Origin of the sequence: Methylocapsa polymorpha (assembly GCF_045689225.1) — a bacterium.
Classification (GTDB): domain Bacteria; phylum Pseudomonadota; class Alphaproteobacteria; order Rhizobiales; family Beijerinckiaceae; genus Methylocapsa; species Methylocapsa polymorpha.
In genome coordinates this window covers 132,122-148,271 of record NZ_CP136862.1, presented here as the reverse complement: position 1 = coordinate 148,271, position 16,150 = coordinate 132,122, and the positions used below count along the sequence as shown (strand labels likewise).

The following is a 16,150-nucleotide window of genomic DNA, read 5'->3' as shown; positions in this document are numbered from 1 at the left end:
CCGAGCCGTTTCCTTGCGCGCGGATTTTGATTTGAATGAAAAGCCTAGCCTCCTGACCCGCAGGTCGGCGATCGTCCTTGCCGGCGCGGGCCTTGCCGCGGGCTTGGGGCTTTCCCCGGCTTCGGCGCAGCAGGATCGCTACCTCGACGTGCGCAGGTCGGGCGAGTTCCAGCCGATTCCGATCGCGGTGACGGCTTTCGCCGGCGACGCCGCCGCGAGCGCTCAGCTGACTGGAATCGTCACCAATAATTTCAAGCGGTCCGTCTTTCTTTCGCCGATCGATCCGAAGACCTTCGTCGAGCAGATCGCAAATCCGGATCAGCCGCCGCGCATGGAGGCGTGGCGCGCGATCAACGCCCAATTCGTCGTGACCGGCCGCGCCAGCCGCAGCCCCGACGGGCGGCTGCAGGCCGAGTTCCGGCTTTGGGACGTCGCGTTGGGCGGTCAGGTCGCCGGCCAGCAATATGTCACCGACCCCAATAATTCGCGCCGCATCGCGCATATCGTCTCGGACGCGATCTTTTCGCGCATTACCGGCGAGCAGGGATTCTTCGACACGCGCGTCGTATTCGTCGACGAGACGGGGTCGAAGGAGAATCGCCGCAAGCGCCTGGCGATCATGGACCAGGACGGCGCCAATGTGCGCTATCTGACCCGTGGCGACGATCTTGTGGTGACGCCGCGCTTCTCGCCTTCGTCGCAGGACGTGACCTATATGTCCTTCGGCGTTTCGGATCCGAAGGTGCTTTTGCTGAACATCGAGACCGGTCAGCGCGAGGTCGTCGGCAATTTCCCCGGCATGACCTTCTCGCCGCGGTTTTCGCCCGACGGACAGAAGATCATCATGTCGCTGGCGCAGGGCGCCACCTCGAATCTCTATTCGATGGATTTGCGTTCGCGCACGACGACGCGGCTGTCAGACTCGAGCGCAATCGACACCTCGCCGTGTTATTCGCCGGACGGGACCCAGATCGTCTTCGAATCGGACCGCGGCGGCTCCCAGCAGATCTATGTCATGTCGGCCAGCGGCGGCTCGCCGCATCGCATTTCCTTCGGCGAGGGACGATATTCAACCCCGGTCTGGTCGCCGAAGGGCGACTTCATCGCCTTCACCAAGCAGAAGAGCGGCAATTTCGCGATCGGCGTCATGCGCGCGGACGGATCTGGCGAGCGGATCTTGACCGAAGGCTATCATAATGAAGGCCCGACCTGGGCGCCGAACGGGCTCTATCTCATGTTTTTCCGGGACCCTGGCGGACAAAGCGGCGCGAAGATTTTCATGGTCGATGTGTTCGGCCGAAGCGAATTTCCCGTCCCGACGCCGAGCTTCGGCTCGGACCCGGCATGGAGCCCGCTCCTGAATTGAGCCGAGGCGGGGACAATTCAAGAAGCTAAAGCTCTGTCTGGTCTTTTTTGGACCCGGATTGATCGCTGCGCGGCCAGCGCGGCGAAAGCTTGCGTCGTTAGAGCATGTTCCGAAAAAGTTGAACGACTTTTTCGATCAGAACATGCTCCAACTCTTTGAATTTAAGCGATTCCTTTTCGACCAGATGATTCCGTCCGATCGGGAGGCGCTCAAGAGAGGGAATGAGAAATTTGAACAGGAAGAAACGATGGCGCCGACAGCGCGCCGCGAGACGGCTCGCCGGCCCCATTGCCGCCATCAATGCGAGGTTAACCATCAGGGTCGATTGCTCAAATGCAACGCTTCCCGAGAGACTTCTGTAAAGGTTGACGGAACCTTCCATTAACCAGCGGCCGCTAGGACAGGCTATGTCCTGCGGCCACATAAGGAGGAAAGGGATGAGCTTTCTCAAACGGACGAGCGGATTGAGATTCGCCGCCGTGCTGGGCGCCGCCCTCGCGATCGCCGCTTGCGCCAAGAACCCGGCCGAAGATCAGGCCGCTCTTGCCGGCCTCGGCGCGGGCGGCAGGGGCGGCGCTCCTGGCAGTCCACAGGATTTCGCCGTCAATGTTGGCGACAGGGTCTTCTTCGAGAGCGATTCAAGCGAATTGAGCCCGACGGCGCAGGCGACCCTCGACAAGCAGGCGCGCTGGCTGCAGCAATACGCCCGCTACAGCTTTACGGTCGAGGGCCATGCCGACGAGCGCGGCACCCGCGAATATAATTTCGCTTTGGGCGCAAGGCGCGCCGAGGCGGCCAAGGATTATCTCGTCGCCCGCGGCATCCCCGCCTCGCGGATCCGCACCATCAGCTATGGCAAGGAGCGTCCCGTCGCGGTCTGCAACGATATTTCCTGCTGGTCGCAAAATCGCCGCGCTGTCACGATACTCGGTGCAGGCCAGTCTTGATTGAGGTCGGGTGAGGGACCCGAGCCCGTCGGCTCTTCCTCCTGGGTTCCCCGCCCTAAACTCCCCGGCGTTTCTCGCGAAGCGCCGGTTTTTTGTGGCGGGCAACCAAGTCGCAGCATAGGCTAGAGCCGCATGGCCTTGGTTATTTACCATAATCCATCCTGCGCCACCTCGCGCAAGGTTTTGGGCTTTATCCGCGACGCGGGGATCGAGCCCCTCATTGTGCCTTATCTGAAGGAGCCGCCGACAAAGGCGGTTCTGAGCGGCCTTCTCGCGCGCTTGCAGCTGAAACCGAGGGCGATCTTGCGCAGGCGCGGGACGCCCTTCGACGAATTGGGACTAGGCGACGCGAGCCTCACCGACGCCGCCCTGATCGACGCGATGGTGAAACACCCGATTCTGATCGAGCGGCCAATTGTGGCGACCGAAACCAAGGCGGTGCTTTGCCGTCCGCCTGAGCGCGTCTATGAATTGCTTCCCGCAGCGGCGCAGGAGAAGCCTGCGCAAGGAACGACGGCGAAAAGCAAGGCGAAGCCGAAGTAAGCCTTCGACAGCCTCGCCGCTGAGAGCCAAGCTGCGTCAAGGCTCCAGAGACCTTCTACGAAGACGCATAAGCTCGTCGGCGGCTTAGGGGATTCGCGGCCAGCGCTCTCGGTCGGCATTCCGCGATTGCGATCTTCGCTAAGCAATCTCTCGACGCAAGTGCGGCCACCTTTTTCAGCAAAAGGCGGCCGCAAAGCTCTATCTTGCCGCCGCTTGGCGCGACGTTTGGCGTTGGTCACGCCTGCGGCTGCGGCTCCAATCCGCCGGGCTCGGGCCCCGCCTTTGGCGGGCGGATGACGCCTGTGGTTGGCACGGAAGATCCGCGCAGCGGCGTTGTTGCGTCGTCGCCGGTGTCGCGCACCGGGCGGCGGCCTTGCAACAGGCCGAGGATCTCCTCGCCGGTCAGGGTCTCGAATTCGAGCAGCCCCTGGCCAGGGTCTCGAGGTCGTTGCGCCGCTCGGTGATGATCCGGCGCGCCTCGCCGAGCCCCATTTCGACCAGCCGGCGCACTTCCGAGTCGATCTTCTGCGCGGTGGCCTCGGAGATGGTGGTCTGCCGCCCCATCGAATAGCCGAGGAAGACCTCCTGCTGGTTGTCGCCATACATCACCGTGCCGAGCTCGTCGGAGAAGCCCCAGCGGGTCACCCATGGCGCGCGCAAGATTGGTCGCCTGCTCGATGTCGGATTGGGCGCCGGAGGTGATCTTGTCCTGCCGAAAATGATCTCCTCCGAAACCCGGCCGCCCATGCAGACCGCAAGGCGCGAGGTCATCTGCTCATAGGGTCATCGAGAGCTTGTCCCGCTCGGGCAGCTGCATCACCATGCCGAGCGCGCGGCCGCGCGGAATGATCGTCGCCTTATGCACCGGATCGGTCGCCGGCACGCTGAGCGCGACGATGGCGTGGCCGCCCTCGTGATAGGCGGTGAGCATTTTCTCGTCCTCGGTCATCACCATGGTGCGCCGCTCGGCCCATCATGATCTTGTCCTGGAATCCTCGAACTCGGCCATGGTGACGACGCGCTTGCCGCGCCGCGCCGCCAGAAGCGCCGCCTCATTGACGAGATCATGAGATCCGCGCCGGAAAAGCCCGGCGTGCCGCGCGCCACCGTCCGGAGCTCGACGTCCGGCGCGAGAGGCACCTTGCGGACATGCACTTTAAGGATGCGCTCGCGGCCGACCACATCCGGGTTCCAGGCACCACGATCTGGCGATCGAAGCGGCGGGACGCAGCAGAGCCGGGTCGAGCACGTCGGGACGGTTGGTGGCGGCGATCAGAATGATGCTCTCATTCGCCTCGAACCCGTCCATCTCGACAAGCAGCTGGTTCAAGGTCTGCTCGCGCTCGTCATTGCCGCCGCCGAGGCCCGCGCCGCGATGCCGCCCGACCGCGTCGATCTCATCGATGAAGATGATGCAGGGCGCGTTTTTTGGCCTGCTCGAACATGTCGCGGACGCGGCTCGCGCCGACGCCGACGAACATCTCGACGAAATCGGAGCCCGAGATGGTGAAGAAGGGCATTGGCCTCGCCGGCTATGGCGCGGGCGAGCAGGGTCTTGCCGGTGCCGGGCGGTCCGATGAGAAGGACGCCGCGCGGGATGCGTCCGCCGAGCCTCTGGAACCTTTGCGGATCGCGCAGAAACTCGACGATCTCCTGCAGGTCCTCCTTGGCCTCGTCGACGCCGGCGACGTCCTCGAAAGTGACCCGCCCATGCGCCTCGGTCAGAAGCTTGGCCTTGGATTTGCCGAAGCCCATGGCCTTGCCGCCCGCCCCCTGCATCTGGCGCGAGAGAAAGATCCAGACGCCGAAGATGGCGATGAGCGGCAGGCCGTTGACGAGCAGCGTCAGGAGCCAGTTATTGCCCTCGGACGGCGGCTTGGCGGAGATCGACACGTTCTTCTTGTAGAGGCTCTGCACCAGGGTCGGATCATTCGGCGCATAGGTCGCGAAGGCGCGATTGTCGGTGAAATGGCCGGTGATCTCATTGCCGGCGATGGTGACCTCGCGGACATGCCCCTGGTCGACCTCATTCAGGAGCTGGCTGAACGAGATGTCTTGCGTCGGCGCCCGCTGGCCCGGGTTCTGGAACAGCATGACCAGCGCGACCACGAGCAGGATAATGATTACCCAAAGCGCGAAATTTCGGAAGTTCGGATTCATTGTCGTTCCCGCTACAGGCCGTTCAGACCGGAAGGCCGGCCGTCCATTCAAAAAGATGACGCCTGCTGCCGATGAGGCGATCGGAATAATGTAGGCGTCGTCCTCAGCCTTGCCAAGGGGAAGCATCGCCCTTGGAATAGCGGGCTCGCCTTCAAGACCGGCCGCAAGGCGTCGGCTGTGTGTTTGCAAGGCCCCGTCGCCGCCCGCTTTCCCGCGTGAGGGTAAGGGTCCCATCACGGCGAAGCCGAATCGCGCAGCCCCCCAAAGTGGCGGCGAAGGCTTCGCCCGCGCCCAGCGCATGGCGCAGCGTAAGGGTCAGCGCCTCGAGCCGCGCCAGCCGCAAAACAGGCTTCTCCTCGCTCAGCATTTTGATTTCCCGAGCGAGGACCCGCAGAAAAATTTCCTCCGGCTCGTCCGCAAGGCAAATAAAATTAGCGGAAAAACGCCCAGGCTCGCGCTTCGCGATCACATTGGCGTGAGCAATTTCAGTCTGCGCAGCGAGGGCCGCCTCGGCCCTCGCGGCGCGGCGGCCCAAGCGAAGCAGGGCGTTTCGGTCGAGCCCTTGTTCCGCAAGAAAGCCGCTCAGGCCGCGCATTCGGGTCCGGGCGTAGGCTGGATTTTGATTCGATGGATCGTTCAGGAAGGGATGCGCCTTCGCCTCGCAAAGCGCGACGAGCTCGGCCTTGCTGCATTGCAGCAAAGGGCGGGAATGAACAAGTCCATTGCGTGTGCAGGACTCCGCCATGCCGGACAAGCCGGCGAGGCCGCTTCCGCGCAGCAGCCGGAAAAGGATCGTCTCGGCCTGATCATCGGCGTGATGCGCCGTCGCGACAATATCCGCGCCGATTCGGGCTGCATATGCGAAGAGGAGTTCATAGCGCGCCTCCCGAGCCCGCTCCTGAATACGCGATTTCAGGCCCCCGCCGTTCCAGACGAGAATCGTATGGGGCAGGGCGCGCGCCGCCGCCCATTGGGCGACTTGCTCCGCCTCGAAGCGCGAGTCCTTGCGCAGACCGTGATCGATCGTTGCGACGCAAAGCGGCGGCCCCGCGCGCAAATGCGCCCATTCGGCGGCGAGCAGCATCAGGGCCATTGAGTCGGGTCCGCCGGAAACGGCGAGCAAGACGCCGCGCGCGGCGTCCCAAGGACGACGGAAATAACCTCGGCAATGGCGTCAGGCGAAAAGGCCGCCTTCAACTGCGCCGCCTCCACCGTGCGGGCCGCTGCCCCATCCGGCGCAGCGGCGCGGTCGGGGTCGAGGTCGCGCGTCGCGGGCTCAACATTGGGCGCGTTTCGCTTCCCGCTCCGCGCCGGATTTCACCGACGCGGACGCGTTCGGATATTTGCGCACGATTTCGCCGAATGTGGCGCAGGCCTGTTCTTTGGCGCCGAGGGTTTGGAGCGATTGGCCGAGGCGCAGCAAAGCGTCGGGCGCGCGCGGCGAATTGGCGTATTGGGTCGAGATCTTCAGATATTGCTCCGCCGCCTCGCGCTGACGGCCGCGCTGGAAGAAGCTTTCGCCGAGATAATAGGTGGCGTCTGAGGCCATTTTGCTCTTGGGGTTTTTCTGGAGAAAGGCGGCGAAGCTTTTTTCCGCGTTTTCATATTCCTTCTGCCGATAATAGCCGAGCGCAAGGTCGAATTCCTCCTTGACCGGGTTCGCCGGCGCGCCGGCGATCACCGTTCCGCCAGCCGTGACGCCGCCAGGCGACGCGACCGCTGCTTGGGGCGCAATGCCTGGCCCAGGCTTCGCAGTTAGGGCCGGAGGCGGCGAGGATTGCTCGGCATGCAATCTACCGCCTGTAAGGTCGAGCGGCGCGTCCGGATCGTTTTGGTCGAGCCCGGCTGTGTCGCTGCGGCTGGGCGTTCGCGCCGCGCTCAGGCCCGAAGTCCGGCCATCCGGCGCCGTCGCGGCTGGGCTTCCCAGAGGGCGGGCGCTCCCGGCGCATCCGGATCGTCGTCCGGGTTGAAGGCGTCGCCGCCGGCTGGGTCGCGCCGAGTTTGGCGCCGTCGTCGCGAAGCGCTGCGGGTCGACGCCTGGTTCGATGACGCTTTCCGGCGCGTCGGTGCGCTTTTGGACGGGTTTTGGTCCGCCGGGCGGCGGCGGGGAGCGCCCGCCGACGTCCTGGAAACGGAAATCGACATCTTCTTGAAATTTCCTCAGCTGCTCCGAGAGCCTGCGGGTTTCGAACTGCAATTGCTCGATCTGCCCGTTGATCTGGCGCATCTGATTGTCGAGGCGATCGATCCGAACCGTGAGACCGGCGGGTCCTTGTTGGTGAGGCCGGGGATAAGGGAGTTCGTCGGCGTCGCCGATGTCCGCGGGCGGGACGCCATATCCTTGCGCAAGCTGGAGCGTCGTTCGCGCGGCCGCAAGCTCCGTCTCTAGTCGGTCGAGCCGCGCCGCCGGGCTAGCCTCAGTGTCCGCGCGAGCGGCCGGCAAAGCGATCCCGAGCAAGAGAGCCGCCGCAAGGAAGGTGAGCCAGGTTCTGTCGAAAAGCGTCATGAAGCGTGATTCCCATGAATTTGCGCGCTTTTATAAAACAGCGCATTTTCCATAAAACAGCGCATTTTCGCCCAAACTTGAACGTCGGGGGCGCGTGGATCTAAGGCTGCGAGCCCCCTCGCAATAAATCGCCATGACCTCGGCGCGAAAGGATCTGGGGCGCTTCTCTTGCCGCGAGGGACGACTTATGCCCCAAGGCGATCGGCTCCCGCATCATATTGGATATTGGGACATGGTCGATCGCACGCGCCGCGCAAGCGAAGGTGAATCTTTTTCCGCGCCTTGATCAAGCGATTTTTGCATCGCGCAGGCTATGACGAAAGCAGTAATTTGGGGCAAAGTTCGGTCCAACGCCTGAGCCCGATCCATCCCTGATCGCGCGCGAATGCGTCCGGTCGTGAAATGTTAAGGCCGAAGCATAGAATTTTTATGTTAGCTGATTGTCGGCGGGGCCGAGATGGTACGCCGATACTTTCTATATATTTACTCAATTGAATGATTTAATCGACAAGCTCTGCTATTTTTATTGACCACGCTTTTGAGGGATGTTCGCGCGATGGCTCGCAAATATTTCGGAACGGACGGAATCAGGGGGCTCGCCAATGCGGCGATCACGCCGGAACTCGCCATGAAAGTCGCGCAGGCGACCGGCGTCGTTTTTCAGCGTGGCGACCATCGCCATCGGGCTGTGATCGGCAAGGACACCAGGCTTTCGAGCTATATGATCGAATACGCCATGGTCGCGGGTTTCACGTCAGTCGGCATGGACGCGCTTTTGCTCGGGCCGATGCCGACGCCGGCGGTAGCCATGCTCACTCACTCGATGCGGGCCGATATCGGCGTCATGATCTCCGCCTCGCACAATCCTTACGAGGACAATGGAATCAAGCTCTTCGGCCCGGACGGATATAAATTGTCCGACGAGGTCGAAGCGAAAATCGAGACCATGCTCGCGAAGGATTTCGCCCTCAAATTGTCGAAGCCCGCCGATCTCGGCCGGGCCATGCGGGTCGAGGGCGATCGCGCGCGGTATATCGAATTTGCCAAGCGGACGCTGTTGCGCAATCTCTCGCTCGAGGGTCTGCGCATCGTAGTCGATTGCGCGAACGGCGCGGCATATAAAGTCGCGCCAGAGGCATTGTGGGAGCTTGGGGCCGAGGTCATCGCGATCGGCGTCGAGCCCGACGGGTTCAACATTAATCGCGACGTCGGCTCGACCGCGCCGCAAGCGCTCATCAAGAAGGTCTGGGAAGTTCGCGCCGATGTCGGCGTCGCGCTGGATGGCGACGCGGATCGGGTGATCATCGTCGACGAGATGGGTAAGGTCGTCGACGGCGATCAGCTTATGGCGGCGGTGGCGCAGAGCTGGAAGGATGATGGCAGGCTCGCGCAGCCGGGCATTGTCGCGACAGTGATGTCGAACCTTGGCCTGGAGCGCTATCTGGATGGCATTGGCCTTTCGCTCGCCCGCACGCCCGTCGGCGATCGCTACGTGCTCGAGCATATGCGCCGACATGGCTATAATCTTGGCGGGGAGCAATCCGGCCATATCATCCTCAGCGACTATAACACGACGGGCGACGGCCTCGTCGCGGCCTTGCAATTGATGGCGATCGTGAAGCGGGAAGGGAAGCCGGTGAGCCAAGTGTGCCATCGCTTCGAGCCTCTGCCGCAGGTCTTGAAGAATGTGAAGTTCAAGACCGGGAAGCCTTTGGAGGAGGAGAGCGTCATCCACGCCATCGAGGCCGGCCGGGAGAAACTCGGCAACAGCGGTCGCCTCGTCATTCGCGCGTCGGGAACCGAGCCGGTTATCCGGGTGATGGGGGAGGGCGACAATCTCGACCTCGTCGAGCGCGTCGTCGACGACGTCTGCGATGCTCTCACGGCCTCGGCGCAGGCGGCTTGAGGCGAAGGCGCCCATCGGGGAAGCGGGGCGCTGGAGCGGCAGGAGCCCTGAGCACAGCGTCGGCCCCATAGCAAGAACCTGACTTAGTCAGCGTGACCGCGGCGGCTGCGCGGTCACGACGGACCATTCGCGCTTCGGTACGCGGCTTCATCCTTTAACAAAACCTAAAGCTGGCCAAGCTTGTTAGCCGAGGGCTCGGAAGCGGCAAAAGCGTCTATCGCGCCGCCCGTCACGTCGGCGCTGGGACCCAATCCGACAACCTTTGATCTCCCCAATGAAGAGGGATCAACCTTGTCGAGAATCGTAAACCGGGGCAGAATGAGCCAAATCAAAAGCGCCGAGGGGAGAGCCGGCTGAACGCTACTGACCCTTTGCCGGTGTTGATGAAGAGCAAGCAGAGGGCCATGGGTAGAATGCGGCGGCCGAACGCCAACACGTTCTGGCGTAATGATCTTGGCCCTTATTTACCCTATTGCGAAGCTAGCGCCTACACACTCTTTGGAATCCATTGCTTGCCCTTTAGCCATAATACCGAAGCTTGACGACGTGCTCTATGGCCGCCGCTCCGCGGCGACAAGCCATATTGTTTAGTGTTTTCCACCAATTGGGGCGGAGGTGGCGGATGGGTTTGCAGGTTCTCGAAGACGATCGCCCGAAGCGGCTACGCTGTTTCGGATTGGTCTGGAGATCGTCAATCACATTCTTAAGTCCGAGCGCGTCGAGGTAGCGACCTCGGACGCATGCTTGCAAGCCGAAACCTGTTGGGAAAACGCCATGCCGGAAACGTGCGGTCAGGGCCAGAACGAGTATACGATTAACGAGGCTCGTGGATGCGAGGAGCCGCCGTCCCCACCCACACCGCCGCCTATAACCGAGCCGCCTAGGCCGCCTCGCCTTGGAGGCCGCGTCTGGTTGATCGGCGGTTCTATGGTTCTCTGGCCGCTGCTCGTCGTCTTAGTTGGTCTGGTCCTTTCGCCGGAATACCGCTGCCGCTGGTTCGGCCGATCCTGCCCCAGCGTGACGCCTATGCAGCTCCTGTCGACCGACGAGGAGGAGGCTCGCAAGACACGCGAATGCGTGAGTGACGTCACGAGGCTAGGGCAGCTCTGCTTCGTGTCGATCTGCATCGATTCTTATTTACGGCAGTTTCCGACAGGCCATTCGCGCGACGAATTCGATGCCATCGCCGAAGGCGCTCGGGTTGAATGCGACTCTGCGCGGCAAGGTCGCATTCAGGAGGAGGCGCCGCGACGAGCTCAGGACGAAGCGCTGCAGGCTCAACCGGAAGACTCAATGTGGCAGTCAGCGCAGCAATGCGCACGCAACGCCGCGACCTGCGTCGTGCAAAACTGCTATTGGGATTACCTCGATCGATACCGGGCCCCGGGAAGCCGCCGCGCCGAAGCGGAAGCTGCAATCACTCGCGCCGAGCAGAGCTGCTTGAATGCGCATGCAATGGGCGTCGCGAACGGCCGCTATTTGGCGCGCTCGGACAACGCTTGCGGAACAAAACCTAGTCTCTCCATCAATGTGACGATCCGGCAGGGGCAGATCGCCTGGGAGCATGAATTTCGAGGAACTGCATACGGATGGAGTGGAACGATCGATTCCGCCGGCGTAATCGAGGCTTCGGTTGGGAGTTCGCAGTCTTTCCGCGCGACGGGTCGCTACGGCGACGAGGAGCGCATGATCCTGATGAGATATCCACAATGCGCGTTGGGTGTGAACATGGATATAGTTAAGAAAATCGGCGACTAAAGCGTGCTGTCGGCGCCCCGGAGCACGTTTCCGGCGTCATCTGCTTGGCTTTAAGGCGCGGGACTTTAAACATCACAACATGCACTTTTCGACATCGCCGACGCAAAGGAGGCGAAGCTGATCTCTAAGAGTATGCGCAACAAGAGGGCGCATTATTCGACGCCACGGACTTTGCACCGGTTGGACCCGCAAGCTCCACATGAGACCGTGATTTTTGGCCGGCTCAACCTGGCGTATTCAGGAAAACAACAAATTGACTACGACTTCTATAATGAATGGTTGTGCTCTATATCGGGTGGTCATGATGGTTCGATGGTTGCCTCTCTGGCGCGAAGCTCTGCCGGCGTTATTCGCGATGAGTTTCCTCTCTCCGGCCGCCCTTGGGCAAACTCTCTTTTGCCTCTCCGATGGAACCCAGATCAACGCAGAGCGCTTCGAGACTCTTGACGGCAAGTTTCTACTCTTTGTCACGGGAGGCTCGAAGCCCCTGGAATATCCTTCATCCGCTGTGAGAGGAATCAACGTCTCCTGCCCGTCTAGCCAATCTGCTCCTGTCACAGCGTCGCTTCCAGCCACACCGCCCCGTTTCGGCATTTATGGGTCCAACACGATCGGCGAACGTCTGATGCCGATGTTGATCGACGCCTATGGTTTGAAGCGGATGGGGGTTAAGCCGTCATCCAAATTGAGCGGCAATGAAGAACAGGAAATTACGATCAAGTCATCCGCCGGAATTCGCGCCGTCATTGATCTTCAGGCGCATGGGTCGGCGACGGCGGCGCCAGGCTTAATTGATGGCAAAGCGTTGATCGGGATGGCGTCGCGCCAGGCGAATCCAGAGGAAGCAAGGCTTGTGAACGCTCGCTTTGGAGTCGATATATTTGCGCGCGGCAACGAGCATGTTTTGGGGCTCGACGGCGTCGCAGTGATCGTGAACCCGAACAACCCAGTGAAACAGATGAGCCTCGAGCAGATCGCGCATATTTTCTCCGGCCAGATCACCAGTTGGAAGGATGTTGGCGGCCCCGATCGCCTAGTCAAGGTTTTCCGGCGGGACAATAAATCCGGCACTTTCGATACTTTCAAAAGCCTGGTTCTTGGTCCCTCGCATTTGGACGTTTCACCTCAGGCGCAGGCCTTGGAATCGAGCGAGCTACTGACAAGCGAAGTGGCGCGAGATCCTGACGCTATTGGCTTCATTGGCCTGCCCTACATCGGCAGGAATGTCGCGCTGACGATCACATCGCAGTGCGGGATAGCCAGCAGCCCCTCCCAATTCTCCGTCAAGACCGAGGAATATCCTCTAACCCGGCGCTTGTATCTTTATACGATCGGCGCTCCTTCGGATTCGACGGCCGTCGACCTGATCAAATTCGCCCTTTCGGACGAGGCACAGGCGACGGTGCAGGAGGCGGAGTTTGTTGACCAAGGGATAACTTTTCAGGACAGCTCTGAACAACATAGTTGGACGGAATCCATATTGGCCAACCCTAGCCGGACGCTGCCCGCTGGAAAGCTTGTGCCGTCCGACGCTATCCAGCAATTTCGACGCTTGACGCAGATGCGACGGTCGTCGATCGTCTTTCGGTTCGAAGCGGGCAGTTCGCGTCTCGACAATCGAGCCCAGCAAGATATCGTTCGTCTCGTCCGCCATCTCTCGTCCGCAGGCGTGTCCGGCAAGCAATTCTACATCGTCGGCTTCGCTGACGCCACCGGCGGTTGGGCCGCCAATCAAAAGCTCGCGGGCGAACGAGTGGCGAAGGTCGTCGCCGCTCTAGAGTCCGCCGGCTTACGTGCGCCCAAGGACAGCTTACTGCCGCTTTCGTATATGGCGCCTGCGGTTTGCAACGATTCTGAAGCCGGGAGGCGAAAAAATCGTCGCGTGGAAGTGTGGCTAGCGAAATAGGCCTGAGCCACATCGCTCGTGATTAGCGCTGCGATTGATGCTTAGCGCCTGATTGCGCGATTCGCAGGCGGCTTCTCTGGTCGCCGTCCCGCCGCCGGCTTGCGGGAACGAAGATCGTCGGCAGGATCAGTTCTACAGCCGCGTCTCTCATGCCATGCGCGAGGGCTGGAAATATCGCATTGTTAGATGGTTATGGAGGGTCGCAAGACGTGTCCGGAAAGCCTGCCATCCTGTTCGTCTGCCTTGGCAATATCTGCCGCTCGCCCCTCGCTGAAGCGGCGTTTCGCGTCGAGGTTGCGCGAATCGGCCTCGATGTGGATGTCGACTCGGCGGGCACCGGCGACTGGCATGTAGGCGAGCCGCCTGATCGGCGCGCCCAAGCGGTGGCGAGCCGGTATGGGGTCGACATCAGCTCCTATCGCGCGCGGCAGGTGAGCCTCCAAGATTTTCAACGCTTCAGCCATATTGTCGCCCTTGATCTCAAAAATTTGGCCGCGCTCGAGGCGATGCAGCCGGAAGGCGCCGCCGCCGAACTCCGCTTGCTGCTCGATTACGTCGAGGGCCGCGAAGGCGAGGCGGTCGCCGATCCCTATTTCGGCGAGGCGGCCGGATTCGAGGCGACCTGGACGGACGTGACAATCGGGGCGCGAGCGCTGGCCCGCCGAATCGCTGAGAAGACATGAATAGACTCGCCGTGATCGGCGCGGCTCTCATCGGCGGCGAACTCCGCCGTGTTGAAGCCGTTCACGGCGGCGACCTGTCCGAGGTCCTGCGCATCGCTCTGGCTGACGGACGCGAGGCGATCGTCAAGAACGGACCCGCGCCGCAAACCGAGGCTTTGATGCTTCGCGTCATCGCCGCCAGCGGCGCCCCCGCGCCCGCTGTCTTGGCTGCGAGCGACGAGGCGCTGGTGATGGAGCTGCTTCCGGCTGGCGGCACCCTAAGCAAGGCTTGGGTGAGCCTCGGCCTGGCGCTGGCCAGGCTTCATGCGACGGCGGGGACGGGTTACGGCTGGCCGACGAATTATGCTTTCGGGCCGGTCGCGATCGAAAACGGCTGGACCGAAGACTGGCCGCGCTTCTGGGCCGAGCACCGGTTGATGACGCATCTTGCTCATCTCCCGTCCGCTTTGGCGCGCCGCGTCGAAGCCCTGGCCGCCGGTCTTCCGAACCGATTGCCGGCGCGGCCGACGCCAGCGCTTCTCCACGGCGATCTATGGGGCGGCAACATTTTGGCGGCAGGCGACCGGGTCAGCGGCTTGATCGATCCTGCCTGCTATCATGGCCATGCCGAGGTCGATCTCGCAATGCTGGGTCTGTTCGACCAGCCCGGCGCCGCCTTCGCTGAAGCCTATGGAGCGCTGGAGCCTGATAATGACGAGCGCTTACCGATCTACCGTCTGTGGCCTGCGCTCGTCCACCTGCGGCTGTTCGGCGAAGGCTACCGGCCTATGGTTGAGCGGATATTACACGCGACCGGGGCCTGACCAAGCCAATCGGCGGAATTAGAATAGCTTGCAAGATATATTGAGCGGCGCGTTTTCTTCAGCCTGTTTTGTATAGTGCGAAACTGCTATATCCCCCGTCGCTCTTTCGCAATGATACCTGACCCATAAGTGTTTCTGGCTATTTGGATCCGGGTTTTTCTCCGCCCAGCCATTCGCCGGAGGTATCGAGCATTCTTGTCGTTCATTACATACTGTCTTGGCGTAAGTCGTTAAGTCCGCCGACCCGCAGCAATTGGCCCATAAATTAGCTTGCTCTACATTTATGACGGAAGCAATGTCTCTGTCCCTGAACCATTGTCCGAATGCGCAAATGTAGATCTGGTCGGAGGCTTTAATAGTAGAACCATCTACATAGCTCGTATCGCCATAGGGGCAGTTGCTTCTCGCGGGGGAATGACACAATCCTAGAACAAGCATCGTCAGCAAAACGGTCTTCGCTGGCGACATGCTGCGGAACCGCCCTTGCGTCATCTACGCCCTCCCTCGCACCCTATATGTAGACGTTTCAAAGCTGAGCCTGACGATGGAGCAGCCATGACGCGCCGCCTCGGTCGGGGCCGCAGCGCTATTCCAGAATGGCCTATGTCGCGGCAATATGCGAGTCGGCGGCTCGCCATTCTGATCGATGCGGCTCTGCGATTCCCCCTCCGGGGAAATCGGATTAGACTGCGACGATGTTCTCTCCCGAAGAAATCGAGCGCTATGCGCGCCATATCGTGCTTCCGGGCGTCGGTGGCCCCGGCCAGCAAAAGCTCAAAAGCGCGCGCGTTCTCGTCATAGGCGCCGGCGGGCTCGGCTCGCCGCTCATCCAATATCTTGCGGCGGCGGGCGTCGGCGAGATCGGCATCGTCGACGACGACGCAGTCTCGCTTTCGAACCTTCAGCGGCAGGTTTTGCATGGCGCTCAGGACATTGGCCGCGCCAAGGTTGAAAGCGCCGCCGACGCCGTCAAAAGATTGAATCCGCATGTCCGGGTGACGCCGCTCAAAATGCGGCTCATAGCGGATAACGCGCGGGACATGGTCCGGGGCTTTGATGTCGTCGCCGACGGGTCGGATAATTTCGCCACCCGCTACATAGCTTCCGACGCCTGCTATTACGAAAAGCGTCCGCTTGTCACCGCGGCGGTCGGCGCCTTCGACGGCTCGCTGACGGTTCTGCGGCCCTATGAAAGAGGCCCAACGGGGGAGCCCAACCCGACCTATCGTTGCCTGTTTCCTGAGCCGCCGCCGGAGGGCGCGGTTCCCACTTGCGCGGAAGCTGGCGTGCTCGGGGCCCTGACCGGGATTCTCGGCGCGATGATGGCGCTGGAGGTGATCCGCGAGATCGTCGGTTTCGGAGAAGGCCTTGTCGGCAAGCTCATTCTCGTCGATGCGCTCGGCATGCGGTTCGAGACGCTGCGCTACAGGTGGGACCCGGAAAATCCGTTGAACGGGACGCGGTCGGCGTCCTCTTGACGCATTGCAACGTAGCGAAACCGTCGCAATAATTTGTCAGATCGGACTCGCGCTCGATCGCAGCGCATTTCCCGATCGATGCGCCGGGCCTCGC

General features: G+C 61.7%; 14 protein-coding genes and 1 pseudogene. 9 read left to right on the top strand and 6 right to left on the bottom strand.

Annotated elements, in window-relative coordinates; all coding sequences use genetic code 11:
• Nucleotides 1–31: 31 nt before the first annotated feature.
• The 3 genes from tolB to arsC all read left to right on the top strand — a co-directional run bounded on the left by tolB (nt 32) and on the right by arsC (nt 2,856).
• Nucleotides 32–1,366 carry a Tol-Pal system beta propeller repeat protein TolB gene (gene tolB / locus RZS28_RS00755; RefSeq protein WP_407339324.1) on the top strand — a complete coding sequence of 445 codons (1,335 nt, stop codon included), beginning with the start codon at nt 32–34 and terminating at the stop codon, nt 1,364–1,366.
• 437 nt (nt 1,367–1,803) lie between these two features.
• Complete coding sequence (gene pal / locus RZS28_RS00750; protein ID WP_407339323.1) at nt 1,804–2,313, top strand: peptidoglycan-associated lipoprotein Pal; 510 nt, start codon at nt 1,804–1,806, stop codon at nt 2,311–2,313.
• Between the two features lie 132 nt (nt 2,314–2,445).
• A complete protein-coding gene (gene arsC, locus RZS28_RS00745) occupies nt 2,446–2,856 on the top strand; it encodes an arsenate reductase (glutaredoxin) (protein ID WP_407339322.1) in 411 nt (136 codons plus the stop codon).
• 235 nt (nt 2,857–3,091) lie between these two features.
• On the opposite strand, the gene RZS28_RS00740 is transcribed toward arsC, so the two are convergent.
• The 6 genes and pseudogenes from RZS28_RS00740 to ybgF form a co-directional block, all read right to left on the bottom strand.
• Entirely contained in the window at nt 3,092–3,235 is a 144-nt protein-coding gene (locus RZS28_RS00740; RefSeq protein ID WP_407339321.1) for a hypothetical protein, read from the bottom strand.
• Between the two features lie 23 nt (nt 3,236–3,258).
• On the bottom strand, nt 3,259–3,627 hold the full coding sequence (locus tag RZS28_RS00735; RefSeq protein WP_407339320.1) for a hypothetical protein: 369 nt from the start codon (nt 3,625–3,627) through the stop codon (nt 3,259–3,261).
• A gap of 4 nt (nt 3,628–3,631) precedes the next feature.
• A complete protein-coding gene (locus tag RZS28_RS00730; protein ID WP_407339319.1) occupies nt 3,632–3,811 on the bottom strand; it encodes a hypothetical protein in 180 nt (59 codons plus the stop codon).
• A gap of 201 nt (nt 3,812–4,012) precedes the next feature.
• Nucleotides 4,013–4,950 (bottom strand): annotated as a pseudogene (locus tag RZS28_RS00725) (ATP-dependent metallopeptidase FtsH/Yme1/Tma family protein).
• A 217-nt stretch (nt 4,951–5,167) separates the two neighbouring features.
• Nucleotides 5,168–6,109, bottom strand: coding sequence for a tRNA lysidine(34) synthetase TilS (gene tilS / locus RZS28_RS00720; RefSeq protein WP_407339318.1), 942 nt, complete (start codon nt 6,107–6,109; stop codon nt 5,168–5,170).
• Nucleotides 6,110–6,292: 183 nt separating this feature from the next.
• Nucleotides 6,293–7,522, bottom strand: a complete 1,230-nt coding sequence (gene ybgF, locus RZS28_RS00715; RefSeq protein WP_407339317.1) for a tol-pal system protein YbgF — start codon at nt 7,520–7,522, stop codon at nt 6,293–6,295.
• A 556-nt stretch (nt 7,523–8,078) separates the two neighbouring features.
• On the opposite strand from ybgF, the gene glmM reads away from it, so the two are divergent.
• The 6 genes from glmM (at nt 8,079) to RZS28_RS00685 (ending at nt 16,056) form a co-directional block, all read left to right on the top strand.
• The gene (gene glmM / locus RZS28_RS00710) at nt 8,079–9,428 is read left to right on the top strand and encodes a phosphoglucosamine mutase (RefSeq protein WP_407339316.1); all 1,350 of its coding nucleotides are present in this window, start codon (nt 8,079–8,081) and stop codon (nt 9,426–9,428) included.
• Nucleotides 9,429–10,355: 927 nt separating this feature from the next.
• On the top strand, nt 10,356–11,186 hold the full coding sequence (locus RZS28_RS00705; RefSeq protein ID WP_407339315.1) for a hypothetical protein: 831 nt from the start codon (nt 10,356–10,358) through the stop codon (nt 11,184–11,186).
• Nucleotides 11,187–11,541: 355 nt separating this feature from the next.
• Nucleotides 11,542–13,092 (top strand): substrate-binding domain-containing protein, encoded by a 1,551-nt coding sequence (locus RZS28_RS00700; protein WP_407339314.1) that lies wholly within the window; start codon nt 11,542–11,544, stop codon nt 13,090–13,092.
• A 209-nt stretch (nt 13,093–13,301) separates the two neighbouring features.
• Nucleotides 13,302–13,775, top strand: a complete 474-nt coding sequence (locus tag RZS28_RS00695; protein WP_407339313.1) for a low molecular weight protein-tyrosine-phosphatase — start codon at nt 13,302–13,304, stop codon at nt 13,773–13,775.
• Nucleotides 13,772–14,578, top strand: coding sequence for a fructosamine kinase family protein (locus RZS28_RS00690; RefSeq protein WP_407339312.1), 807 nt, complete (start codon nt 13,772–13,774; stop codon nt 14,576–14,578). The genes RZS28_RS00695 and RZS28_RS00690 overlap by 4 nt, the downstream gene beginning before the upstream one ends.
• A 695-nt stretch (nt 14,579–15,273) precedes the next feature.
• Nucleotides 15,274–16,056: a HesA/MoeB/ThiF family protein gene (locus RZS28_RS00685; RefSeq protein WP_407339311.1), complete on the top strand. Its 783-nt coding sequence runs from the start codon at nt 15,274–15,276 to the stop codon at nt 16,054–16,056.
• Nucleotides 16,057–16,150: the final 94 nt, after the last annotated feature.